The sequence below is a fragment of the Cryobacterium sp. Hb1 genome (assembly GCF_004403585.1).
Lineage (GTDB): Bacteria > Actinomycetota > Actinomycetes > Actinomycetales > Microbacteriaceae > Cryobacterium > Cryobacterium lyxosi.
Genome location: NZ_SOHI01000037.1, coordinates 1 through 24,081, shown reverse-complemented (window position 1 = coordinate 24,081; position 24,081 = coordinate 1). Strand labels below are relative to the sequence as shown.

The 24,081-nt window shown below is 64.8% G+C and carries 21 protein-coding genes; 9 read left to right on the top strand and 12 right to left on the bottom strand.

What is annotated here, in order from left to right:
• Nucleotides 1-60: 60 nt before the first annotated feature.
• The 4 genes from E3T38_RS15280 to E3T38_RS15265 all read right to left on the bottom strand — a co-directional run bounded on the left by E3T38_RS15280 (nucleotide 61) and on the right by E3T38_RS15265 (nucleotide 4,183).
• Complete coding sequence (locus tag E3T38_RS15280; protein ID WP_134548979.1) at nucleotides 61-1,554, bottom strand: sensor histidine kinase; 1,494 nt, start codon at nucleotides 1,552-1,554, stop codon at nucleotides 61-63.
• Nucleotides 1,555-1,597: 43 nt separating this feature from the next.
• Nucleotides 1,598-2,860, bottom strand: a complete 1,263-nt coding sequence (locus tag E3T38_RS15275) for a regulator (RefSeq protein WP_134548978.1) — start codon at nucleotides 2,858-2,860, stop codon at nucleotides 1,598-1,600.
• Nucleotides 2,860-3,495 (bottom strand): hypothetical protein, encoded by a 636-nt coding sequence (locus E3T38_RS15270; protein WP_134548977.1) that lies wholly within the window; start codon nucleotides 3,493-3,495, stop codon nucleotides 2,860-2,862. The genes E3T38_RS15275 and E3T38_RS15270 overlap by 1 nt, the downstream gene beginning before the upstream one ends.
• Nucleotides 3,496-3,583: 88 nt before the next feature.
• Entirely contained in the window at nucleotides 3,584-4,183 is a 600-nt protein-coding gene (locus E3T38_RS15265) for a hypothetical protein (protein ID WP_134548976.1), read from the bottom strand.
• A gap of 132 nt (nucleotides 4,184-4,315) precedes the next feature.
• Between E3T38_RS15265 and E3T38_RS15260 the strand changes: the two genes are divergently transcribed.
• Complete coding sequence (locus tag E3T38_RS15260; protein ID WP_134548975.1) at nucleotides 4,316-4,756, top strand: Rv3235 family protein; 441 nt, start codon at nucleotides 4,316-4,318, stop codon at nucleotides 4,754-4,756.
• A 109-nt stretch (nucleotides 4,757-4,865) separates the two neighbouring features.
• On the opposite strand, the gene secA is transcribed toward E3T38_RS15260, so the two are convergent.
• The 6 genes from secA to mtrA form a co-directional block, all read right to left on the bottom strand.
• Entirely contained in the window at nucleotides 4,866-7,673 is a 2,808-nt protein-coding gene (gene secA / locus E3T38_RS15255; RefSeq protein WP_134548974.1) for a preprotein translocase subunit SecA, read from the bottom strand.
• 137 nt (nucleotides 7,674-7,810) lie between these two features.
• Nucleotides 7,811-8,515 (bottom strand): ribosome hibernation-promoting factor, HPF/YfiA family, encoded by a 705-nt coding sequence (hpf, locus tag E3T38_RS15250; RefSeq protein ID WP_134548973.1) that lies wholly within the window; start codon nucleotides 8,513-8,515, stop codon nucleotides 7,811-7,813.
• 121 nt (nucleotides 8,516-8,636) lie between these two features.
• A complete protein-coding gene (locus tag E3T38_RS15245) occupies nucleotides 8,637-9,335 on the bottom strand; it encodes a ComF family protein (protein ID WP_134548972.1) in 699 nt (232 codons plus the stop codon).
• A 98-nt stretch (nucleotides 9,336-9,433) separates the two neighbouring features.
• On the bottom strand, nucleotides 9,434-11,140 hold the full coding sequence (locus E3T38_RS15240; RefSeq protein WP_166805545.1) for an LpqB family beta-propeller domain-containing protein: 1,707 nt from the start codon (nucleotides 11,138-11,140) through the stop codon (nucleotides 9,434-9,436).
• Complete coding sequence (mtrB, locus tag E3T38_RS15235) at nucleotides 11,133-12,773, bottom strand: MtrAB system histidine kinase MtrB (protein WP_174775256.1); 1,641 nt, start codon at nucleotides 12,771-12,773, stop codon at nucleotides 11,133-11,135. The genes E3T38_RS15240 and mtrB overlap by 8 nt, the downstream gene beginning before the upstream one ends.
• A 57-nt stretch (nucleotides 12,774-12,830) precedes the next feature.
• The gene (mtrA, locus tag E3T38_RS15230) at nucleotides 12,831-13,511 is read right to left on the bottom strand and encodes an MtrAB system response regulator MtrA (protein ID WP_134548970.1); all 681 of its coding nucleotides are present in this window, start codon (nucleotides 13,509-13,511) and stop codon (nucleotides 12,831-12,833) included.
• A gap of 156 nt (nucleotides 13,512-13,667) precedes the next feature.
• Between mtrA and E3T38_RS15225 the strand changes: the two genes are divergently transcribed.
• The 5 genes from E3T38_RS15225 to E3T38_RS15205 are packed head-to-tail and all read left to right on the top strand — an operon-like array spanning nucleotide 13,668 to nucleotide 19,201.
• Nucleotides 13,668-14,831 carry a glycerophosphoryl diester phosphodiesterase membrane domain-containing protein gene (locus tag E3T38_RS15225; protein WP_134548969.1) on the top strand — a complete coding sequence of 388 codons (1,164 nt, stop codon included), beginning with the start codon at nucleotides 13,668-13,670 and terminating at the stop codon, nucleotides 14,829-14,831.
• Complete coding sequence (locus tag E3T38_RS15220) at nucleotides 14,828-15,547, top strand: DUF4129 domain-containing protein (protein WP_134548968.1); 720 nt, start codon at nucleotides 14,828-14,830, stop codon at nucleotides 15,545-15,547. Before E3T38_RS15225 ends, E3T38_RS15220 begins: the two co-directional genes overlap by 4 nt.
• Nucleotides 15,544-16,872, top strand: a complete 1,329-nt coding sequence (locus E3T38_RS15215; RefSeq protein WP_134548967.1) for a DUF4350 domain-containing protein — start codon at nucleotides 15,544-15,546, stop codon at nucleotides 16,870-16,872. The genes E3T38_RS15220 and E3T38_RS15215 overlap by 4 nt, the downstream gene beginning before the upstream one ends.
• Nucleotides 16,869-17,891, top strand: coding sequence for a MoxR family ATPase (locus E3T38_RS15210; protein WP_134548966.1), 1,023 nt, complete (start codon nucleotides 16,869-16,871; stop codon nucleotides 17,889-17,891). Before E3T38_RS15215 ends, E3T38_RS15210 begins: the two co-directional genes overlap by 4 nt.
• A gap of 2 nt (nucleotides 17,892-17,893) precedes the next feature.
• Nucleotides 17,894-19,201, top strand: a complete 1,308-nt coding sequence (locus E3T38_RS15205) for a DUF58 domain-containing protein (protein WP_134548965.1) — start codon at nucleotides 17,894-17,896, stop codon at nucleotides 19,199-19,201.
• Between the two features lie 125 nt (nucleotides 19,202-19,326).
• Here E3T38_RS15205 and E3T38_RS15200 read toward each other — a convergent pair whose 3' ends face one another.
• Nucleotides 19,327-20,322 (bottom strand): stage II sporulation protein M, encoded by a 996-nt coding sequence (locus E3T38_RS15200; RefSeq protein WP_134548964.1) that lies wholly within the window; start codon nucleotides 20,320-20,322, stop codon nucleotides 19,327-19,329.
• 17 nt (nucleotides 20,323-20,339) lie between these two features.
• On the opposite strand from E3T38_RS15200, the gene E3T38_RS15195 reads away from it, so the two are divergent.
• On the top strand, nucleotides 20,340-21,203 hold the full coding sequence (locus tag E3T38_RS15195) for an RDD family protein (RefSeq protein ID WP_134548963.1): 864 nt from the start codon (nucleotides 20,340-20,342) through the stop codon (nucleotides 21,201-21,203).
• 168 nt (nucleotides 21,204-21,371) lie between these two features.
• Nucleotides 21,372-22,373: an isopenicillin N synthase family oxygenase gene (locus E3T38_RS15190; RefSeq protein WP_134548962.1), complete on the top strand. Its 1,002-nt coding sequence runs from the start codon at nucleotides 21,372-21,374 to the stop codon at nucleotides 22,371-22,373.
• A gap of 301 nt (nucleotides 22,374-22,674) precedes the next feature.
• Here the strand turns inward: E3T38_RS15190 and E3T38_RS15185 are convergent, their stop codons facing one another.
• Entirely contained in the window at nucleotides 22,675-23,352 is a 678-nt protein-coding gene (locus E3T38_RS15185; RefSeq protein WP_166805544.1) for a dienelactone hydrolase family protein, read from the bottom strand.
• 328 nt (nucleotides 23,353-23,680) lie between these two features.
• On the opposite strand from E3T38_RS15185, the gene E3T38_RS15180 reads away from it, so the two are divergent.
• Nucleotides 23,681-24,046, top strand: a complete 366-nt coding sequence (locus tag E3T38_RS15180; protein WP_134548960.1) for a DUF488 family protein — start codon at nucleotides 23,681-23,683, stop codon at nucleotides 24,044-24,046.
• Nucleotides 24,047-24,081: the final 35 nt, after the last annotated feature.

Here is a 24,081-nt window from a genome sequence, read left to right as displayed (position 1 = left end):
CCAAGTCTATAAACTGGGCCCGCGCTTCGGGCCCGGGCCCCGTCCAAAAGGAGACGGGGGCTAGCCTTCCTTCATGAAACGCAGGGGAATCTCGATCGTCACCTCGGTGCCGCTGCCCATCATGGTGTGCCAGTCGATGGTGCCGCCGAGTTCACCCTGAATAAGGGTGCGTACAATCTGCGTACCGAGACCAGAGCCCACCTTGCCTTCCGGCAGGCCGACACCGGTGTCGCGCACCATGACGGTGAGTGTCTCGTCGCTGCGCTGCGCCTCGATCGACACTTCACCCACACGCCCGGCGAGGCCGTGCTCGACCGCGTTGGTAACCAGCTCCGTCAGCACGAGCGCGAGCGGCGTCGCATAGGCGCTCGGCAAGGTACCGAAGCTGCCGAAGGATTTCGGGTGCACGGTCGTGTTGTGAGCGGATGCCACCTCTACCGTCAACAGCAACACCCGTTCGAAGACAGCGTCGAAGTCGACGATCTGGCTGAGCCCCTCCGACAGGGTGTCGTGCACAACAGCGATGGCGGCAACCCGCCGCATCGCCTGGGTCAGTGCCTCGCGCGCCCGGTCGGACTGGGTGCGCCTTGCCTGGATGCGCAACAGGGAGGCCACGGTCTGCAGATTGTTCTTGACCCGATGGTGGATCTCCCGGATGGTCGCGTCCTTGGTGATCAGCTCACGTTCCTGGTGGCGCAACTCGCTGACGTCACGGGACAAGATGATCGCACCAACGCGTTCTCCGCGGTCGCGAATGGGAATCGCGCGGAGCGACACCGTCACCCCGCGCGCCTCGATATCGGTGCGCCACGGCGCCCGCCCGGTGACGATCAGGGGCAGGGACTCGTCGACGACGGCAGTGCCGGTGAGCAGGCTCGTGGTGACCTCGGCGAGGGACTCCCCCTCGAGTTCTTCGGCGAAACCCATACGATTGAATGCGGAAAGCGCATTCGGGCTGGCAAAGGTGGTCAGCCCGTCGACGTCAAGACGCAGCAGGCCGTCCGAAGCGCGCGGCGCGCCGCGGCGCGGTCCGGTTGGGGCCCCGAGATCGGGAAAGTCGCCGGAGGCGATCATGGCGAAGAGGTCGTTCGCGCAGTCATTGAAGGTCAACTCCTGACGGCTCGGCGTGCGCGCCTCACTCAGGTTGGTGTGACGGGTGAGCACCGCCACCGGGACAGCTGTCACCTCAGATCCGCTCGTGCTCAGTCGGCGCAATACCGGAATGGCCCGCACTCGGGTGGGAGTCTCCTCGAACCAGGCAGGGGCATCACGGTCGACGATCTTTGCAGCCTCGAAGGCTTCAGTGACCTGGTTGCGCCACTCCGCTTTGATGTGCTGGCCGACGAAGTCCCGATAGAACAGGGTGGCCGCGCTTGATGGGCGTGCGTGGGCTACCGCGACGAAACTGTCGGAGGTCGTCGGAACCCACACGACGATATCCGCAAACGCGAGGTCGGCCAGCAGCTGGCCGTCCGCGACCAGCATATGCAGCCAGTCCACGTCTTCCGCGCTGCTGCGGCCCTGGGCAAGTACGAGATCACTGAGCGTCGACACTCTCCATAGCCTAGGTGTATCTGTGGGTTCACCTCGCCGGACCTCACCTGACCGGGGCTGCCTTTCGTCCGCGCCAGGTGACGCGCCGCGGCTTGCGCTTAGATTCCGTGGCAGGAAGAACGATCAAGTCCTCCAGAACAAAACGACGGATGCTCACGCGCGCCGCAGATTTCGGGCTCGCGTCCCGCAGCGTGCGGCCCGTCAATACCGCCGCGTCCAGGGCACCTTGGTCGTGCGGCACCAGAATCGATGATTCGATGCCACCGAAACGCAACAGCATTGCCGTGACCTGCGCCCGCGGATTCAGCCCAACAGCACTCGCCCGCACCTGATTCATCACGACGCTGACCGCGCTGGTGCCGATCACTTCGGTGAGATCGCTCCAGGCGCGAAGAAACCGGGCCATCCCCACCGGGTCCGCCAGCCCACAGGCGACGACGTGATCGGCCACGCGCAGGGCAGTGACGGTGGCGGCGTTCCGCCGTGGCGCCAACACGTCACTGCTCAGTTCTTCATCGCTCTCCAGACTGAACCCGGTATCGACCACCACGTAGTCCACCCAGTGGCGTAACGCGTCAATGGTGCGGGTGACCCGTTCGGTCGACAGTTCCGGCCAGCGCGACGGCCTGCCGAGGCCGGTGAGTACCCAGAAAGCGCCCTTGGGCGAGTTGTAGCGTTGCGCGATACGTTCAAGCTCCGATTGGTTGAGACTGTCGCTGCCGGCCAGCCGGCAAGCGGCAGCGAAACCCGGTGCTTCGTCGAGCATGCCCAGGCTCGGGGCGATCGAGGCGCTGTAGGTATCAACGTCGGCCAGCACGACGGTGTGACCAGCTGCCGCGATTTCCGCCGCGATGTTAATGGCCAGGGTGGTGCGCCCCGGGGCGCCGCATGGACCCCAGACCGCGATCACCGACCCGGTGTTGAGCGCGCCGCCGGTGAAATGCCGTTCCCCCACCCGCAACGGAACGACAACGCCCGACACAAGCAGATCTTCGATCTCCGACCAGTCGCAGGGTATCCCGACCGTTTCGTACAGGCCGAGCGTGCCCGCGTGCCGCCGCTCCTGTTCGGTTGCGGTCAGGGCGACGACCCGGATGCCGCGCTCGTCGCACGCGGCGATCAGCTGCCCTGTCAGGGACTCGCGGCGGCCACTGACGACGACGACGTGCGGCTGGCCATGCGATAGGGTCTCGAGAAACTCCCGGGCGGTATCAACGCGCGCGACGACACTGTGCCCGCAATCCACGATCTCGGCCAGCATCCGCTGCTCGGTCGCTCGATCCAGCACGAGCGCAAGCCGGGCCATCAGGGCACCACCGGGGTGTTCACGGGCACGATCGCGACGGCATCACCGTTCATGATCGCTTCCAGCACCACGCCAACACTGGCCTTCGGCACGAGCATCTCGACGGATTGACCGTTGCCGGCCGCGATGATGCCGGTCGGTTCGACGATACGAACGATAACGGCCTGCCCCACGAGAATCGTCGGCGGAGCGTATTCGCTGGGCCCGGTCGCCCGCGCCGACCAGATATCGACGACGGAGCCTGCCACGATGGACGCGGCCAGCCTTCCGGGGATATCGACGACGACACTGGTCACGTCGCTCCCCGACGCTTGCCCGACTGCGGACCGTGCCACGAGTTCGCCGGCCAGGACGGTCTGGGTGACGAGCAGACCGCGTTTCAGGTTGGCCGCCGGCACAAGATACAGGTCGGCCGTGCCGCCGAGCTGCACTTGGCTCTCCACGAGGTCGGCCGATCTGAGCTGATCGCCGACGGTCAGTGTGTGCCGTGCGGTGTAGACCGCCGTGGTGCGATCACTGCCGGCGACGATCGCGCCGACGCCCGCGATCGACGCAGCGACCAGCACCAGACCGATGACAAATCGAGGATCGACCCAGAACCGGCGGCGCGTACGTGTGGAACCGGTTGTTTTCATCCGTTACCTCGCTTGTCTGTAGCGCTTCTGATGATGCGTTGGGCCTTATCGTGCCCGACTGCGGAAAATCGTGGAAAGTTATCCACAACTACCCGAGCCGGATGACGTGAATTTGCCAGAACGGCACGAGACGGTAGTGCAGCACGTCCGGCGCGCGGCGCAGCGTTCCGAACGGATGCACCGCCAGATCGAGGTGGTCACGCGCGACCCGGTCGATGGTGCCGGCCAGGACACCACCGCGGGTCGCGAGCTCTACGCTGCGCCGTCGACGGCACAGATCCCGAAGCACAAAGGGGAAAGCGACTCGTTCGATCAGCTTTCCGGTAGATTCTGACTCGACCGCGAGCGAGGCCAGATTCTGCTCGTCATTGAGCACGACACCGGCGATGGCCGAGAGCGGAATCACGCACTGAACCCGACCGTTTCTAGCGCCCGGTAAGTCAGCCGCGAGCCAGTCTCGGCCGAGCGCCGTCGGGCGAAGCACGATCGTCTCACCGGAGACCAGCACGATGCGCAGCTGCAGCGCGCCACCCAGGCCAACCGACCGCACCACGTTACTCAATCGGGTGCGCAGGGAGAGCTTGTCCAACCGTTGGCGTTCTTCCTTCAGACGCAGGTCAGTAGCTTCGGAGTGCAACTCGCGTTCGAGTTGCCCTTCGAGGTCATCAAACAAATCATCCCAGCGCACACGTCGAAAGTAGCCGACGCGAGACGATCTCGCTCACGTTGTGCACAGGCTCTTTAAGCGCTAGACAACGCGGTGATCAAGCTGATTGAGTGTGGCGCTACAAGAGTTGCACGTTCGATATCAGGAGGAACGATGACGTCATCTGGTTCCGGTGCTTCCAGCGCACAGGTTCACCCGTTGGAGGCGCACATCGATGCGCGCGGAGTCAGCCCGAAGCCGATTGGACAGGCACACCGGCCCGAAACGGAGCAGGTACTCCGCGCCCTCGCCCTGCGGGCTGTCGAAGTCATCGCCGGAGCCAGAGACCTCGAGCAACTCACGCGATGGGTTACCGACGACGTCTACGCCCATCTGCGCGTGCGCGTGTCGATCGCCGCTCGCGCCAGAGCCATCACGGGAGTCGTCGCTGAACGGCCAAGGCTGTGGATCGACCATGTCAAGACCTGGCCTACCGACACCGGCGGTTTCAATGCAGTGATCCTGGTGTACGACAAACGCCGAGCGCACGTCGTCTCGGTACAGTTGGAGGGCTTGGATCAGCGCTGGCGTGCCACTGTTCTCGTTGTACTGTGATGCACGGGCATTTCCGCCAGCAGACGGATGCCCCTCTCACGACCCGTGCGACAACGCTCGCCCACGAATGGGCGTGCGTTGCCGGCCCAATCGTCGGCGTGCGTCGGGCCTAGATTGTCTTCTTGCCTTGGGCGCGGCGCTCGGCCCGGTTCACCGGTGCGGCACCCTCGGTTTTCTGCCCAAACGCTCCGCGCTGGGGCGGGCTGGCTGCTTCTTCCGGCTCGTCATCGCTCGCCGCGACCGTCGCCGTGCGCCTGGCCCGATCAGTGGCAGCCTGCTGAATCTGGCCGCGCTGATTGCGCACCTCGACTCCGCCGGAATCGCTCGGCGCAGTGTAACTGAGCTTCTCGTCCGATGAGTCAGCTGGGCTGAGCCCCTTCCCCGCAATGGCCGGCCCGTTGACGGCACCAGCGCCGGCAGTCACCTCAACGTCGAGGTTGAACAGGAATCCAACGGTCTCCTCGCGAATCTGGCCCATCATCTGCTGAAACATGGTGAAACCCTCGCGCTGGTATTCGACCAGCGGGTCGCGCTGCGCCATCGCACGCAGCCCGATGCCATCTTTCAGGTAGTCCATCTCATAGAGGTGGTCGCGCCAGCGGCGGTCGATCACCGAAAGCACCACACGACGTTCCAGTTCGCGCATCGCGGGGGCACCCAGGGAATCTTCACGACGTGAGTAGGCGAGCTTGGCGTCGGAAAGAATCTCCCGGCGCATGAAATCTCGATTGATTCTGCCCTTGTCGCCGGCCTCAGAAACGACCTCGTCGATGGTCAGTCCCACCGGGTAGAGGGTCTTCAGTTCGGTCCACATCGCGTCGAAGTCCCAGTCGTCGCCGTTGCCGTCGCCGGCATGCACGTCGAGCACCTCGTCTATGACGTTGGTGAGGAAAGTCTGGGTGCGTTCATGCAGGTCGTCACCTTCGAGGATGTGTCGACGGTCACCGTAGATGGCTTCACGTTGGCGGTTGAGAACGTCGTCGTACTTGAGCACGTTCTTACGAATCTCGGCGTTACGACCCTCGACCTGCGACTGTGCGCTGCGGATGGCGCGGCTGACCACCTTGGATTCGATCGCCATGTCGTCTGGCACGCCCGAGCGGCCCATCAGAGCTTCGGCTGCGCCGGCGTTGAACAGGCGCATGAGGTCGTCGGTGAGCGAGAGGTAGAACCGGCTCTCGCCCGGGTCTCCTTGGCGTCCGCTGCGCCCGCGCAGCTGGTTGTCGATGCGGCGTGATTCGTGCCGTTCGGTACCGAGCACATACAGGCCACCGGCAGCGATGACTTTCTCGGCCTCTTCACTGACGTCGGCCTTGACAGCGGTGAATACGTCGTCCCAGGCGAGTTCGTACTCGTCAGGCGTTTCTACCGGGCTGAGGCCCTTCGCGTTCATCTCGGCGACAGCGAGGAACTCGGCGTTCCCGCCGAGCATCACGTCGGTGCCGCGGCCGGCCATGTTGGTGGCGACGGTCACCGAGCCGAGTCGACCGGCCTGTGCAACGATCGCGGCTTCACGGGCGTGGTTCTTCGCGTTGAGGACCTCGTGTCGCACACCCATCTTGGCGAGCAGGCGGGACAGATACTCGCTCTTCTCGACGCTGGTCGTGCCGACCAGAACCGGCTGGCCGGCTTCGTGGCGCAGGGCGATATCTTCAACGACCTGACGAAACTTGGACTCTTCGTTCTTGTAGATCAGGTCGGACTGGTCGATGCGCTGCATCGGCTTGTTGGTGGGAATGGCCACGACGCCGAGCTTGTAGGTACTCATGAACTCAGCGGCTTCGGTCTCGGCCGTACCGGTCATGCCGGAGATCTTCGAGTACAGGCGGAAGTAGTTCTGCAGGGTGACGGTGGCCAGGGTCTGGTTCTCGGCTTTGACGGCGACACCCTCCTTGGCCTCGATCGCCTGGTGGATGCCCTCGTTGTAGCGGCGTCCCATGAGGATACGGCCAGTGTGCTCATCGACGATGAGCACCTCCCCGTTCATGACGACGTAGTCCTTGTCCTTCTTGAACAAAGAATTCGCCTTGATGGCGTTGTTCAAAAAAGAGATCAGCGGCGTGTTGGCTGATTCGTAGAGGTTGTCGATGCCGAGGTAATCCTCGACCTTTTCGATGCCGGGCTCGAGCACGCCGATGGTGCGCTTCTTCTCGTCGACCTCGAAGTCTTCGTCGGCGATGAGACGCTTGGCCAGGCTGGCGAACTCGTTGAACCAGCGGTTAGCTTCGCCCGACGCCGGCCCCGAGATGATCAGCGGGGTACGAGCCTCGTCGATGAGGATCGAGTCGACTTCGTCGACGATGGCGAAGTAGTGCCCGCGCTGCACCATATCGCTGGCCTGCCACGCCATATTGTCGCGCAGGTAGTCGAAACCGAACTCATTGTTGGTGCCATAGGTGATGTCGGCGGCATACATTTCACGCCGCTGCGCCGGAGTCTGACCCGAGACGATGCATCCGGTCGTCATACCGAGGGCACGGAAAACGCGGCCCATGAGCTCGCTCTGGTAGCTTGCGAGGTAGTCGTTGACCGTGATGACATGCACACCGCGGCTGCTGATGGCGTTGAGGTAGGCAGCGGTCGTGGCGACGAGGGTCTTGCCCTCTCCGGTCTTCATCTCGGCAATGTTGCCAAGATGCAGGGCGGCTCCACCCATCAGCTGCACGTCGAAGTGCCGCAGCCCCAGGGTGCGAGTGCTCGCCTCGCGCACTGCGGCGAACGCCTCGGGCAGTAGATCATCGAGCGATTCCCCGTTGGAATACCGTTCCCGCAGGGTGACGGTCTCGTTTTTCAGCTCCTCGTCGGTGAGCTCGTGGAAGTCTTCTTCCAGCGCGTTGATGGCCTTCGCGTAGTTTTCCAGGCGGCGCAGAACGCGACCCTCACCAACACGAAGAACCTTTTCAAGAATTGACGCCACGAATGTTCTCCACTAGTCAAACGGTGCAGGCACGCACTGTGGCAGCCCAATCGGACTGCCACAGCACAAGCCTGCGCCTCTCGTCTGGCAGATGCCAGAGCACCGACCTGGTCGGCGGCTAAGGTAATGCTAGTTGGTCAGTTGGCACGCCCGCTGGTAACGGGCACAGCCTCCTGCAGCTCACCGACCGAACCGTCGAGCTCGATGACTCCGTAGTCCCAGCCCTTGCGGCGGTAGACCACACTGGCTCGTTTGGTTTCGATGTCCTGGAACAGGTAGAAATCGTGGCCGACGAGTTCCATGAAGTAGAGGGCATCATCGACGGACATGGGGGCCGCCGCGAAAACCTTGCGACGGATGACGACGGGGCAGTAATCCTCCTCGGTGGAGGTCTCGGGGGCATCCGCTTGCACGATGGGAATCGCACCGGTTCGTACGCGCTCGAGCGTCTCGGGGTTGGCCGGTGTGATGTCGATGACGCTGAAACCGACCGCGGACGCTTCGTGGAGCGAGGTGGGCCGGTGGGCGCCGCCGCGGTGTACCTTCTTGCGGTCCTTGGCGCGACGAACACGCTCGAGCAGACGACCCAGCGCCACGTCGAAAGCGGCGTACTTGTCGGAGCCGTCCGCTTCGGCCCGCACCAACGGACCCTTGCCGATCAGGGTGAGTTCGACCCGGTCGTTGCCGACGGCCGCCCCGTTCTTCTCGTGGTGTCGACTGACCTTGATCTCGAGGGCGAGGGCCTTGTCGGCGAGAAGAGCAATTTTCTCGGACTTCTCCGTCGCGTAATCCCGGAAGCGATCAGTGATCCCAAGGTTGCGTCCGACGATGTTAGTTTCCATGACGACCTCCAGTTTGGCGGACCGCCCAAAACCGGGCGATCAGTGCACGCCTTTGTCTCCACCGTAGCCGTGGGAGTGGAATAAGTCACAGTATTTGTCGACGAGTTTGCTAAGAGGGCGATTAGGGGGACAGCAGACGCCGTGTTTCCGCGAGTGTGGCCAGACCGACGACGGCACCGCCGGCAGCAGACACGGCGCGGCGCGCCTCGAGCAGGGTCGCTCCCGTAGTGACGATGTCGTCGACCAGGATCACCAGCATGCCGTCGAGCGGACGCCTGGCGACGAGGCTGTTGCTCTTGTTCGCGGCCCGCGTCGCCCGGCCGAGGCCCACTTGGTCGAGCGCCTCCGTGCGCTGCGCGAGCGCCGGAAATGGGTGCAGGCCGGCGCGGTGTAGCAGGGCATCGACCGGGTGGTAGCCCCGAACACGCCAGGCCCGACGAGACGACGGGATGGTCACGAGCTGGATTCCGGGGCCGGCATCGTAACGCGCAGCACCACGACCCCGACGGCCAGCGGGCACGGCGGCCAGCGCGGCCACGATGGCTGCCCGCAGCGGCCCGGCGAGCGCGGCGGCGGCATCCGTTCGGCCGCCGTCTTTGTAAGCCGCGATCGCATGACGGGCAGCACCCTCGTACGTGAGTGCGGCCCAGATGACGGCGTCGTCGCGGACGACCGGGTGCACGGAAGGCACCAGCGCCCGCCGGCACTCAGCGCAGAGAGCGCGGTCGACAACACCACAGCCACTGCACTCGGTCGGCAGCACGGTTGCCCAGGCATCCCGGCTCGCAGCGGCCAGACGAGCGCGCAGCTGTCGACTCATGGCCCCAGTGTGCCGCGAGATATCGGCAGGGCCGGCCCGAACGCATCAGCGGTGGATAAGCGCGCCTCGGCGCCTCCTGGGGAGAAGCGGAGGGTTGCTCAGCCGCCGAGACCTTGCTGGGTGGCAAGCAAGGTCACGCCGCCGATGCGGGCCTGCCAGCCTGCTCCACGTTGCACCGCGAGGCTGCCGCTGTCAGTGAGGGCTCGCAGGTCGCGCACCGAGTTGCTGCCGACAATGAACCGGCTACTCACGGGGGATTCGAGAATGGTGCTGACGCCACCAATCTGTTGCGCGACGATGCGGGCTTCGCCGCTGGGCAGCGTGCTGAGCGAAGCGACGGTCAATTCATTGATCCAGGTTGCGTCACGGCCGACTCCGCCACCCGACGCCAGCAGTACTGGCGCACCGATTCCGGTCGGCGCCGCGCCGGTACGAATGATGGAGGCGATGACGAATCGGGTCTCAGAACCGGTGCCGAGGAGCGCGATCAGCCGAGAGCCGTCTCGGGACACTTTCAGTGCCGCGATCGACGTGGCCTCTGGCCACGGGGTAGGCAGCAGGGTTGCTTCCCCGGTGGGGCTGTAGACGACGAGTGCACTTGGATCGTCAGCCGGCACCGACCAGACGAAGCGGTCATTGTCGATCGATGGCGCGAGCAGCCCCGCGCGCGCATCGAGCAGCTCGGGTTCATCGCCGGCCCGAACGACGTAGACGCCGTCGCTGGCGAGTACGGCCGCCGATCCCTGGCCCGATGCGAGCGTCACAGCGGTCGGAGCCAGCTGGGCGATGGGCTCAGAGAGCCCATCCAGCAGAGTGACGCTCTGCCCGGTCGCGGCGAGAAAACCGAACTCGTCACCGCGCAGCACGAGCGCCCGGGCATCTACCCGCGGATCCACGAGCGGCGCCCCTGATTCCAGAGCAGTGATGGCCTGGGAGTTCTGGTCGATGGTGATTTCGACTGTCAGGCCCGTCGGCAGACTCGCCGCCAGCTGCGCCTTCATGCGCTGGAGGGTCTGCCGATCGGCGTTGAGGGCTTCGCTGTTCAGATCGACCATGGCCTGACGCCCGACAACCTGCACGGCATCGGCGGTGAGCTTTGAACCTTGCGGAAACGCCGTGGCCACGGCACCGGTCAGCCAGGTGCTCGGTCCGTTCAAGACCGCGTTGACCAGTTTCGTCGGAGCGGATGCGCCGCGCGGAAACCAGCGCAGGTCCGGCACCAAAAACCGAAATCCCGGATCATAAAAATAGACCGGCTGGGCACTGAAGACCTCATTGAAGGTGTTTTCGTCAATCACCGTGCCATCCGGAGCCGCGCTGATGCGCCACTGGCCACCGATCTGCGCAAATTCGTAGCGCAACGGTACCGGGCTCGCGTCGACCTCGCGATATTCCCCGGACTGGTCCACTTCGGCGATCGGCGTGACCGCCACGAGGGTGGTGGCCTCGTCGATGACGGTCAGGGTGCGCCCTGAACCGTTGTCGACGGTGACGCCCGAGGTGGGGTCCCAACTGGATTGAAACGCCGGAGCCAGAAACTGGCGGGCGATGTCGTAGTTGTTCTCCGGGCTTGACGAAGCGTCGATGAAGCCGCGCAGAATAGCCTCCGTCGAGGCGTCCTTCTGCGGTAGTGCCGGCAGAAAAACCGGGGCCGGATTATCGTCCGGCGCAATGTCATTGCCGGCGTGTACGACACCGTCGCGCGGAATACCGGTGCAGCCACCGAGCCCAACGGCGAGACTGACGGCCACCAACAGCGCCGGAGCGACCCGCCAGATTGAACCACGCGCTCTGCGATCAATCATGCTGCTCTCCGACCATTCCAAGCACATGCCCGACGTCGCCCAATGCGGCCGTTGCGTCGTCGGGTGGCAATGGGATCGGGGACGATTCGAGCACAGCTCCGGCCGTGCGCGGCAGGGTCAGCCGAAAACACGACCCCTCGCCCGGACTCGACCAGACCTGTAGCCAGCCGTTGTGCACGCTCGCGTCTTCGCGCGAGATGGCCAGTCCGAGTCCGGTGCCCCCGATCGTGCGTTGGCGAGACGGATCAGCACGCCAAAACCGGTCGAACACGTGCGCGACTTCGGCCTGGGTCATGCCGAGCCCGTAGTCCCGGACGGCGAGCGCGACCGCGTTCGCGTCGCTGTCGACTGACACCACGACGGGTTTACCCTCACCGTGCTCGATGGCGTTGCCAATAAGGTTGTGCAGAACCCGCCGAATGCGTCGCGGGTCGACGTCGGCATTGAGATACCCGCCCGGCGCTACGATCCGCAGGTCACTCCCCTTCGACTCGGCCAGTGACTTCAGACTGTCGATGGCGTCCTCGGCGAGATAGACCAGATTCGTCGGTTCACTCTCGAGCTCCACCGACCCGGCATCGTACCGGCTGATTTCGAGCAGGTCACTCAACAGCAACTCAAAGCGTTCCACCTGGGTGTGCAGCAACTCAGCGGTGCGGCTGGTGGCTGGCGGAAAAGTCGCCCGCTGGTCATAGAGCACATCGCCCGCCAAGCGGATGGTCGTGAGCGGCGTTCGCAATTCGTGCGAGACATCCGATACGAAACGTTGTTGCACCTCGGACAGGTCGGCGAGCTTACGAATCTGGCTCTGCAAACTGTCGGCCATGCCGTTGAACGAGCGGGCAAGCGTGGCGATGACGTCTTCGCCCTTCTCGGGAATGCGCACTTCAAGGTCGCCGGAGGCGAGTTTCTGGCTCGTCTCGGCGGCCACCCGCAATGGCGTGACGACGAAGCGCACGACGATCCACGATACGGCCCCGATCAGCAGGACGAGCGCGACGCCGGCCACCCCGAGCGTTTGCTGCACGAAGAGCAGCGTCGCTTCGGAATCCTGCAGACTGTAGGCGATGTACAGCTCGTATCGGCCGGCCACGGGAACCGTGATCTGCGACCCGACCACTATCCCGGGCATTGTGGTGGCCTCGTCACCGGTCAGGGTGACGGACTGCCAAAACTGATCACCGTCGTTCGCCTGCACCTCGGTGCGCAGGTCGGCTCCGATCACGCCGGTCGATTGCCCAAACGTCGACGAATCCAGCGGCGCGACGGTCGACGGATCCTGGCCAGGCACCCGCAGCATGGCGACCAGTCGGCTCGACGAGGCAGCGGAGATCGAGGTGCGGGCCGAACTGAGCAGGTTCTGCACCTCGACCCGGTCGGTGGCATCGGAGGAATCGAAGAGGCTCTGCGCGGAACTGCTCGCCCGGTCTGATTCCAGCAGGACCTGGCTGAGCCGCGACTGGAACAGGTCAGTACCGATGCTGACCGACATGTACACACCCACGACCAGAATGGCCAGCCCGGACAGCGCGACGGAAATCGTCACCGTACGAAATTGCAGGGACGAGCGCCACGACGCGCGCACGAGCCTCGGCCAGTTGCGCGGCCTGCTCCAATAGGTCAGCTGAGGCACGGTTTCGGAAACCGTTTCTCTGGGCGTCGCCGGGGGGACATCTCTGGTCTGCGATCTCTAGCTGATCGCACCGGCGCGATAGCCGACGCCGCGCACCGTCATGACGATCTTGGGATTATCGGGATCGTGCTCGACCTTGGATCGCAGCCGCTGCACGTGCACGTTCACGAGCCGGGTGTCCGCTTTGTAGTGATAACCCCAGACCTGCTCCAGCAACATTTCGCGGGTGAAGACCTGCTGGGGTTTGGAGGCGAGGGCTAGCAGCAGGTCGAATTCGAGCGGTGTGAGGTTGATCGCCGCCGTTCCGCGCGTGACTTCGTGGCCGACTGCGTTCACCACGAGGTCACCAATGTGCAGGGCCAGTGCGCCGTTGACAGCGGGCGGGCGCAAGCGTGTGCGAATGCGGGCGACGAGCTCCTTGGGGTTGAACGGCTTGACCATGTAGTCGTCGGCACCTGACTCGAGCCCCTTGACCACATCGGTGGTGTCAGACCGGGCGGTGAGCATGATGATCGGCACCCCTGATTCGGCGCGGATCAGCCGGCACACTTCGATGCCGTCGAGGCCGGGCAGCATGAGGTCGAGCAAGACCAGGTCAGGCTTCTCGGTACGAAACGCTTCGAAGGCAAGCGATCCATCGGCACAAAAACCCGGAGTGAAGCCCTCGCCTTGCAAAACGATGCCAATCATCTCGGACAGGGCGGTATCATCATCGATAACCAAAATACGTGCAGTCATGGGTCTCTTTCCAGAACGTCAGCTCCGTGTGTTCTGATGTCGTTCGCTCAGCAGATTGCCCGATGAGTAGGGCAAAGTCTCGCATAAGAGTAGCTGAGTGCGCTGACAGAGTGCGTGCGAGCGCATTTCTCGATCGACCTGTGCCAGCATTGAAGGGTGACCGACCCCTGGCTAGCCCCCGACGCCCCCGTTCCACCGCGCTATGGGGAGTTGGCGACACCGTCCTCGCCCTATCAGAGCGCGCCGCACTCGAATGGGCCCTTCCCAGGCAGCAACCCAGGCCAGGCCTGGGCGCCTCCGCCCAAGCCGGGACTGATTCCACTGCGGCCGATCGGATTCGGTACGCTGCTCGGCGCGTCTTTCCGGGTCCTGCGCCGCAATCCCAAGGCCACCTTCGGTAGTGGCCTGATCGTGCAGGCGGTGATTATGCTCGTCACCGTGGGCATCGTCGGGCTCGTCACGTTCTGGGCCCTTGATCGCATTGACAGCGCCCCGCTCGACCAAAAGGATGCCGTCACGGCCGGCTCGGTGCTGGCCGGTTTGCTGTCCGCCATCATTCCGATCGCTCTGTCGCTCATCGCTTCTGCGCTGCTGCAGGCCGTCATCGTGGTCGAGGTGGCCCGCGCGACCCTGGGCGAGAAACTGCGGCTCGGCACTCTCTGGCGCCGGGCGGCGACTCGTCTCTGGCCGTTGACCCTGTGGACCCTGCTGCTGGGCGGTGCGCTGCTCGTCGGCGTGGCCGTGCTGGCCGGCATCGTCGTGCTCCTGATCAGCGTCGGCGGTGCCGTCGGCCTCGTCGCCGGCGTTCTCGTCGGTGTCTTCGGCGGTCTGCTGCTCGCGGCCGCGAGCGCATTCCTCTTCACCAAAACCAGTGTGGTTCCGAGCCTGATCGTGTTGGAGGAGCTGGGCGTGCGGGCATCCGTTATTCGGTCGTGGTCGCTGACGCGCGGCTACTTCTGGCGCACCCTGGGCATTCTGCTGCTGATCACCGTGATCGTGCAGGTCATCAGCCAGATCATCAGCCTGCCCGTGTCGCTGCTCATGGGAATCGGCACTACGCTTGTCGACCCGGCCGGGGCGTTCATGGAGCAGTCGTCCATCATCCTCACCGTCGTCAGCCTGATTATCGCCATTCCCGTAGCTGCGGTGGCGGCTGTTGTACAGTCAGCGACCATAGCGCTGGTCTATCTCGACCTGCGCATGCGCAAGGAAGGCCTCGACCTTGAGCTGGCCCGCTACGTCGAATCGGCAGCGCAGGGCGGCGACGTACCCGACCCGTATCTGGCGCCAACCGTGTCCGGCGGATACTCGGCGGCATGACCGAGGTGGGCCTGGCGCAGCTCGGATCGACGGTCGAATCACTCCTCGACCGCTTCACGTTCGGCGTGCCACGTGATGTTCCGGTGGTTCCTGACGCGCCAGACGCCCGCCAGTGGCTACGCGAAGAGCTCGTTAAAGCCCCGTACGCAGAGGCCCGGCCGACCTGGTTCGACCGGGCGTCTCAGGCTTTTCTCGACTGGCTCAATTCGCTGGCTGGCAGCGGCGACGGCAGCCTGACCGGTTGGGTGCCGATTGTCGCGGCCGTGCTCGTGCTCGCGGTGCTCGTGGCGGGCTGGTTGCTGTTTGGCGCGCCAAAACTGGCCAGGCGCCGCCGCGCAGATCTCGACCTCTTCGGCGCGATCGACCAGCGCAGCAGCTCCGAGATGCGTGCGGCGGCCGACGCGGCGGCCGGTCGCGGCGACTGGAGCCTGGCCTGCGAGGAGATTTTTCGCGCCCTGGCCCGCGGCTTGGCTGAACGCACGGTGCTCTCAGTCACGCCCGGCACGACCGCGCATGATTTCGCTGCCCGGGCTCAGCTGGCGTTTCCGTCCAATGGTCCGGCACTGGCCCGCGCTGCGGACACCTTTGACCGGGTGCGCTACCTCGAACAGGTCGGTCTCGAGCGCGACTACCGCGCCCTCGCCGCGCTCGAGGCCGAATTGCGGGCTGCGGCGCCCACCATACTCGCCCCACTGACCGAGGCGGGTCGGTCATGAGCGCAACGCTCGGTTCCCCAACCGATGCGCCTGCTCGCTTGACTGGTGCTGCCGGCGGTGCCGCCGACAGCACGAACGTGGCTACCCCGACCCTGCGAGCGCTGCTGGGCCGCTCCTCATTCTGGCTGATCGCCACTGCCTGCATTCTGGCCACCGCGATTGTCGCCGTGCTCGTGTCCGGCGGCAGCCAGGCGGCTGGCCGAGCGCTTGCCGGGGACAACGCTGCTCCGGCCGGCTCGATGGCGCTCGTGGAGGTGCTTCGCCAGCAGGGCGTCACCGTGACTCTCGCCAGTTCCCTGGCCGAGGTGCGGGGCGCAGTCGGAACGAAATCAACCGTGCTCCTGTATGACGAGAACAGCTACCTCGATCAGTCGCAACTGCGCGAACTGGGCGACCTCGCCGCGCGCACCGTTGTCGCGGCACCGGATTTTCTGGCTCTTCAGGCGCTGGCCCCGACCGTGGGCTTTGGCGGTGTGTCCGAATACGACACTCTCGCCGCTGACTGCTCTGTGCCGACCGCGAATCGAGCCGGGGAACTGTCACCGGGCGGGGACACCCTGTCCATTCCGCCCGCGGGCGGGCATTTGCTTCTCACCGGTTGTTTTGCCAGCAGCACCAACACTTTCTCGCTGGTTCAGGTGCAGAACGACACGACCGGCGGGATCATCTCCCTCGTGCCCGACGCCCGCCTGTTCAATAATGAGCACATCGCTGACTACGGTAACGCGGCGCTCGCACTCGGATTGCTGGGGCCGAGCGACTCACTGGTCTGGTACCTGCCAACGCTGGCCGATCTGCCCCGCACCGGGCCCCCGTCACTCGCCGACTTGATGCCCGGCTGGGTCACCCCGGTGCTCGTTCTGCTCATACTCGCCGCCGCCGCCGCCGCGTTCTGGCGGGGAGCGCGGTTCGGACCGCTCGTGGCCGAGAACCTGCCGGTCACGGTGAAAGCGAGCGAGACCATGGAAGGTCGCGCCCGGTTGTACGCGCGCAGCAATGCCCGGCTGAGGGCGCTGGACGCCCTGCGGGTCGGCGCTGTACAGCGACTCGCCCTCGCTGTTGGCCTGGGCCGCCTCGCACACCTGGAGGAGGTCGTCGGCTCGGTCGCCCATTTCACCGGCCGCACTCCCGACGACGTGCGGCGAGTGTTGGTGGGCGCGATCCCCAAATCCGACGCGCAGCTGATGGCATTCTCCGACGCTTTACAGGCTCTCGAACACGCGACCGGTCAGGCCGTGCGAGCCGGGGCCGCGCCGGCTGCTCGGGCGTCGGCATCCGTTTCTCAGGAATTACCACCCCCTCCAGCCGAAAGAATGGACCCATGACCACTCCTGCCACCCCAATCACGCCCGCTGACTCGCTCGCAGCTGCGGTGCCCTCGACCGCAGAGGATGCCGCCGCGCTGCGGGCCGCGCTCAACCGGGTGCGCTCAGAGGTCACAAAGGCCGTCGTTGGGCAGGACGGCGCGGTGACCGGGCTGATCATCGCGTTGCTCGCGCGCGGCCACGTGTTGCTTGAGGGTGTGCCCGGAGTGGCCAAAACGCTGCTCGTGCGTACGCTCAGCCACGCACTGAGCCTCGACACGAAGCGCATCCAGTTCACGCCCGACCTGATGCCAGGGGACGTGACCGGGTCGCTCATCTACGATGCTCGCGCGGGCGAGTTCGAGTTTCGGCAGGGCCCGGTGTTCACCAACATCATGCTCGCCGACGAGATCAACCGGACGCCGCCGAAGACGCAGTCCGCACTACTTGAGGCCATGGAGGAACGCCAGGTCAGCGTTGACGGCGAATCGCTCAAGCTGCCGGAGCCGTTTATCGTGGCGGCGACCATGAACCCGATCGAGTACGAGGGCACCTATACACTCCCGGAGGCGCAGCTGGACCGGTTTCTGCTCAAGCTCGTGCTCGAAGTCCCCCAACGGGTCGATGAGATCGAGGTACTGCGCCGCCACGCTGCCGGTTTCAATCCGCGCGACCTGGCGGGGGCCGGGGTGAGCGCGGTGCTCGGCCAGGTCGAACTTGCCGCGGCGCAGGCCGCGGTGGCCCGGGTCGGCTCGAGTGCGGATGTGCTCGCCTACATCGTCGACCTGGCCCGCGCCACGCGCACGAGTCCCTCGGTCAAGCTCGGCGTCAGTCCCCGCGGAACGACCGCGCTGCTCGCAGCCACCAAGGCGTGGGCCTGGCTGAGCGGCTACGACTCGATCACGCCCGATCACGTGCAGGCGATGGCGTTGCCGGTCTGGCGACACCGCGTGCAGCTGCGCCCGGAGGCCGAACTCGAGGGCGTCTCGGTGGACGCCATTCTGCGCGGCGTGCTGCAGCAGGTTCAGGTTCCGATCTAACGATGACGCTCAGCGGACGGTTCGTTCTTCTCCTCGCCCTCGGGGTGGTGCCTATCGTGCTGTTCGGGCCCGATCCTACGGCCGCCACCAGCATTCTTTTTCTCTGGCTGCTGCTGGTGTTCGTGCTTGGCGGCCTTGACCTCGCGTTGGCGGCGTCTCCGCGTGCCGTGACGATCGAACGGATGCTGCCCGCCCGGGTTCGACTCGGGGAATCTGTCACGAGCGAGCTGTACCTCACCAACACCGGGCGCCGCCGCCTGGTCGGCGTCGTGCGGGATGCCTGGCAGCCGTCGGCAGGCGCCGGACGCAATCGCAGCCGCGTCGTGATCCCGTCCGGGGAACGGCGGCTCGTCTCGCTCACGCTCACACCGTTTCGGCGCGGGGAACGACGGGTCGAACAGGTGACGGTGCGCTCGCGCGGGCCGCTCGGCCTGTGGAACCGCCAGGCCACGCTGAACGCGCCGGGGCGCATCCGGGTATTGCCGCCCTTTCATGCCCGTAAACACTTGCCCGCACGAATCACGCGGCTCAAGGAGCTCGACGGGCGCACGAGCGTGATGGTGCGCGGGCAGGGCACCGAGTTCGATTCGTTGCGCGAATACGTGCGCGGCGACGACGTGCGCTCGATCGACTGGCGGGCCACTGCCAGGCGCAACGATGTGATGGTGCGCACCTGGCGACCGGAGCGTGATCGCCGCGTCGTCATTCTGCTCGACACCGGGCGAACCTCGGCGGCGCGGGTCGATAACGAGCCACGCCTCGATACCGCATTCGAGGCTTCCCTGCTGCTCGCCGCTCTCACCTCGGTTGCCGGCGACCGGGTGGATTTTCTCGCGTTCGACCGCCGGGTGCGCGGCCGTGTGCAGGGGGCCAGCGGGGCCGCTCTGCTCTCGCAGCTGGTCGATTCCATGGCCCTGATCGACCCGGAACTGATCGAGATGGACTGGGCCGCCGTTCCCGGGCAGGTGCGGTCCATCACGAGCCAGCATGCCCTGGTCGTGGTGCTCACCTCGGTCGACGCTGCGGGGGCGTCGACCGGGCTGCTGTCGGTGCTGCCCCAGCTCACCAAACGACACACGGTGATCGTGGCCTCCGTGCTCGACCCTGCCACCGTGCTCGCCGCAGCCACCCGCGGTAGTCGCGACGAAATTTACCGGGCAGCGGCGGCGGAACGGGCCCTGCTCGACGTGGCACGCGTATCGGCTGCTATCCGTCGGCTGGGAGCGGATGTTGTCACCGCCTCGCCCGCGCAGCTCCCTCCGGCCCTGGCCGACCGCTACATCGCCCTCAAGGCTGCCGGCCGGCTCTGACGACCAACGGCTGCGGGGACACCCTTGGCGCCGTCCGCGTCAACATCGCTCCCGCCACTCAAGACCGTGGAGACGACCAGCAACGACCAGCAACTAGTTTCGGCAATCGGCAGCGAGGCGAGGTGTCAGGCAGCGTAGATGCGGGTGCTTCCGGCCTCAAACTCACTCAGGTCGCCGGTTTCACCGGCGCGAGTGGCACGGCCGCCGACCACGATCATGTACGTCAAAAATGCGCCGAGCGCGACGGCGCCGATCCCGATCTTGATCGGCCATGGCCACGCCTGCGGAGTGACGAATCCCTCGATGATGCCCGACACCAGCAAAACGAAAACGAGACCGATGGCCACCGTGAACAGCGCGCGGCCGTCTTCGGCGAGTGCCTGCCCGCGGGTGCGGGCACCGGGAGCGATCCAGGCCCAGAAAATGAGCAGTCCGCCGGCCGCTGCCACGAAGATAGCGGTCAGTTCGAGCAGCCCGTGCGGGGCGATGTAGAGAAAGAATACGTCACCCTTGTCATAGGCGAACATGATCGCCGCTGTGGTGCCGAGGCTCATGGCGTTCTGCAAAATAATGAACGGCACGTAGACCCCGGTGATGCCAAAGGCGATGCACTGTGCGGCGATCCAGGCATTGTTCGTCCAGACAAATCCGGTGAATGACGCCGCAGGGTTTGCTGAGTAATAGCCGACGAAGTCCTCGTTGGCCAGCTGGGCGAGTTGGGTCTCCGTTCCCAGATTCGCGAGCACCCCTGGATCGTTGTAGGCCCACACCGCGTACAACCCGGCGACTAGAAAGGTCACCACGGCGACCACGAGCGTGAGCCAGCGCAGCCGATAAAGGGCCGCCGGCAGCTGGGCGACGAAAAATCGCGGAATTTGCGCCAACACATTGGCATTCGCGCCGGTGAAACGCAGCCGGGCACGAGAGAGACCGACCGACAGCCGGTCACCTTCGAGCGTCGACCCGGCAGTGGACTTGATCGCTGAGAGCTGGGTGGCACCGGCCTGATAGCGCTCGATGAGTTCGTCGGACTGGGCACCGCTCAACTCCCGCCGGGCTCCGAGCTCGGTCAGGCGGTCCCAGTCGGCGCGATGCGCGGCCGTGTAAGCATCGAGATCCATCTGATTCAATAGTAGACATGAACGAGACCGGGCGTCCCGCCGATCGTGCCGACCGTCACAGTGATCTGATTCGCGACGACGAGCTCGTCACCGGCGAGGCAGTTGCGCTCGACGTACGCCCCGCCAGCGTCATTCTGCGCGCCGCCGGCTCCATCATCGACACGATCGCCTATCTGGCCCTGTACCTGCTCATTATGCTGGCCCTAGTTATGACCGTCGCGGGCGATACCGACTCGGCGCTCACCCAGGCCATCTCGATTGCCGCGCTCGTCTTCGCCGTACTGATCGTGCCGGTGCTGGTCGAGACCCTCACTCACGGTCGATCGCTCGGCAAGCTCGCCATCGGTGCGCGCATCGTGCGCGACGACGGCGGAGCGATCTCCCTGCGCCACGCATTCATTCGGGCCTTGACCGGGGTGCTGGAGATCATCATGACGCTCGGCGGGCTCGCCGCCATCACAGCTTTGCTCAACGGCCGATCGAAGCGCCTCGGCGACCTCCTGGCTGGCACGTACAGCCAGCACGAGCGCGTCCAGCGCAATAAAGAGATCCCGCGCCCGATGCCCGAAGCATTGCTGCCCTGGTCGCAGACCGTTGATATTGCCAGGCTGCCCGACCAGCTGGCGCGGCGGGTGGCCCAGTACCTTCGGCAGTCATCCCGCCTGACCCCGCTGACCCGCGAACGCCTGGCTCAGACCCTCTCGGCGGAGGTCACTCCGTTCGTCTCCCCACTGCCCGATGCTCCGGCTGAGTCCTTCCTCATCGGAGTCGCCGCCGTGCGCCGAGAACGCGAATATACCGCCCTCCTCCTCGAGCGCGAGCGCCTGGCGCGCCTGGCCCCGGTCTTGACCGGCCTCCCCCACGGCTTCCCCAACCGCTGATGTCGTCATCGCGTGTGGGTCGAGCGATACGCCGCAGGCAGTAGCTGGCAGGCCCGGTTTCGTCAAGTTCGACTTCACCCCGACACGTCCCGGAGTGAATTTGCCGATGGCGAAGGCTCGGAGTCGTCATAATTCGCGACGTGGCCTGCCCGGTGCCAGACTTGAAGCATGGTGTCTTCACTACCAATCCTCGATTTCTCTCAACTCGACGCTGGCGAGGCCGAAGCTGCGGCATTCCGCGCTGAACTCCTGCGCGTCACCCACGAGGTCGGGTTCTTCTACCTGACCGGCCACGGCGTCGACCCGCAGCTGACGAAGGAGCTTCTCGCGGTCTCTCGTAAGTTCTTTGACTTGCCGACCGAGCAGAAACTCAAGCTGGAAAACATCCACAGTCCCCAGTTTCGCGGTTATACCCGCGTCGGCGGGGAGCTCACCGCCAACGCCGTCGACTGGCGTGAACAAATCGACATCGGGGTAGACCGCAAGCCCGTGCCCCTCGCCGCTGGAACTCCAGATTATTGGCGCCTTGAGGGCCCGAATCTCTGGCCGGAGTCCCTGCCTGAGCTGAAGACCGTCGCCCTGCGCTGGAATTCAGAGCTGAGCCGCATCGCGCTTCGCCTGCTGCGCGCTTGGGCACTCGCCCTCGGCAGCCCCGAGAACGTCTTCGACGCCGCTTTCGCCGAGAACGCTTTTCTCCTGACCAAGATCGTGCGCTATCCCGGCCAGCCTGTACGTGCGCAGGGTGTGGGTGAGCACCGCGATGGTGGGGTTCTCACGCTGCTGCTCGTCGAACCGCACAAAGACGGTCTGCAAGTCGAACACGACGGCGAGTGGATCGACGCTCCCCCAGTCGAGGGCGCCTTCATCGTGAACATCGGCGAAATGCTCGAACTGGCAACGGATGGCTACCTCAAGGCCACCCTGCACCGCGTCTTCTCCCCTGAAGACGGCTCCGACCGCATCTCCGTGCCGTTCTTCTTCAATCCAGCACTCGACACCGTAATGCCGAGGCTGCAGCTCGACGAGGGCCTGTCTCGCGAGGCCCGTGGGCTCTCCGCCGACCCGACCAACAGTCCCATTCTCGAAACCACCTACGGTGACAACGTGCTGCGCTACCGCCTGCGCGCCCACCCCAACGTGGCCGCCGCCCACCACGCCGATCTGCTCTAACGCCAGACGACGGATGATGCAGAGGCCGAAGCATCCGTCACGACAAGCGCCGGGTTGTGGAGACTCGGTTGGGCCCGTTTGATACGGATGATAGCGGGCTGGTGAGTGTGAAAATCGGTTTCTTCCTCGATACGTGGAATGTATCCCCGCCCGAGAACGTGCGGAGGTAGGTGCTATCGGCAACCCATCTGCATTTCCTGACAGATCGACTCGACCCGTATTCTTGCTTGTTCACGTCGATGACCGTGTTCATCTGACGGAGGGGCGCTCTCTGAGTGGTGTCGACGATTGGTGGCGATCTTTACGGAAATGGCTGGTTGGCCTGACGTAAATGAGTTTTCAGAAAGAGGGCCGTTCGCTTGAATGCGTCTGCTGTCTCGTCTGCGGCGTGGCGTGAAAGGTCCGGGTCCAGGGCGAAGCCGTGGCGAACTTTGGGGTACACCACGACCGCGGATTGCGTGGTGCTGTGGGTCAGGATTTCGCGCATCCGTTGAATATCACGGGCGGGGGTACTGGCGTCTTTGCCGGCATATATTCCCAGCCAGGGTGCCTTGAGCACGCGTGCGGCATCGATTCCACAGAGGATGCCAGGCCAGCGTGGAGACGCCAAGTTAGCGCCGTAAAAGGTGACTGCGGCATCGATGTGCAGTGTCGCTGCCGCCCACAACGCGAGGGTGCCTCCCATGGAGAAACCTAGTATCGCTACTTTCTGCGCTCCCCGGGCGCGAATCCAGGCAAGGGCGCTCTCGATGTCACCGGTGAGCCCTGCCGTCGTGAGGGTGTTGTGGTACCGGCGGGCTTGCGCGAATTTTCCACCACTGACGACGGGGTCTGCGATGCGGTGGTAGAGGTGCGGCGCGGCGGTGATGTAACCGCAGTCGGCCAGTCGAACGACGAGATCGGCAACTGGCGCGGAGAGGCCCCACACCTCATGGAGCACGATGATTCCAGCCCGTGCTACGCCGGCCGGCACTGACACTGTCAGTGGGACACCACCCGCCCCTGCAGTGTTAATCGCGCGCGAATGGTCGAAACGATGCGGGATCGGTTCCATGCTTTCTCCGTTCGTTCACGGACACCTATGGCCGCGGTGTTATCGGGGATATCCGCGCCTAGCTCGTGTGACCCGGTGAACCGGTGAACCGGAACGAGCAAGCCTCCTTCACTGATCAGGTTAGCGACGGCTTCAGCATGGCAACAGGGCGATGGCCAACGTCCAGGGGTTCCCCGTTATTGCGGAACCGAGTGTCGGCGCACACATCTGACATTCCTGATGCGGGCTGTAGTAGGTGCGGTTCAATGGGAGCATGGCTGAAACCTGTGTGTACACGATCGGGCACTCGACTCATTCCATTGAGGAGTTCGTTGAAATGTTGAATAAACACGGTGTCGAACGACTCATCGACGTGCGCACCGTTCCGGGGTCTCGTCACAACCCGCAATTTGGGGAACACGAACTTATCGCCAGCATGCCGAAGGCAGGTATCGACTATCAGCGACTCGCCGAGCTCGGAGGGCTACGGCACACCCCGGCGGCAGAAGCATCTATCAACGGAGCGTGGCGTAACAGGAGCTTTCGCAACTACGCCGACTACATGCAAACGCCCGAGTTGGCCTTGCCCCCGGTTAGTGGACACGGGTTAAGCGGCGAGTTGAACTTCCGCGGTCTTTAACGAGTATTGCAGTTCGAAGTCGACGGGGCTGATTT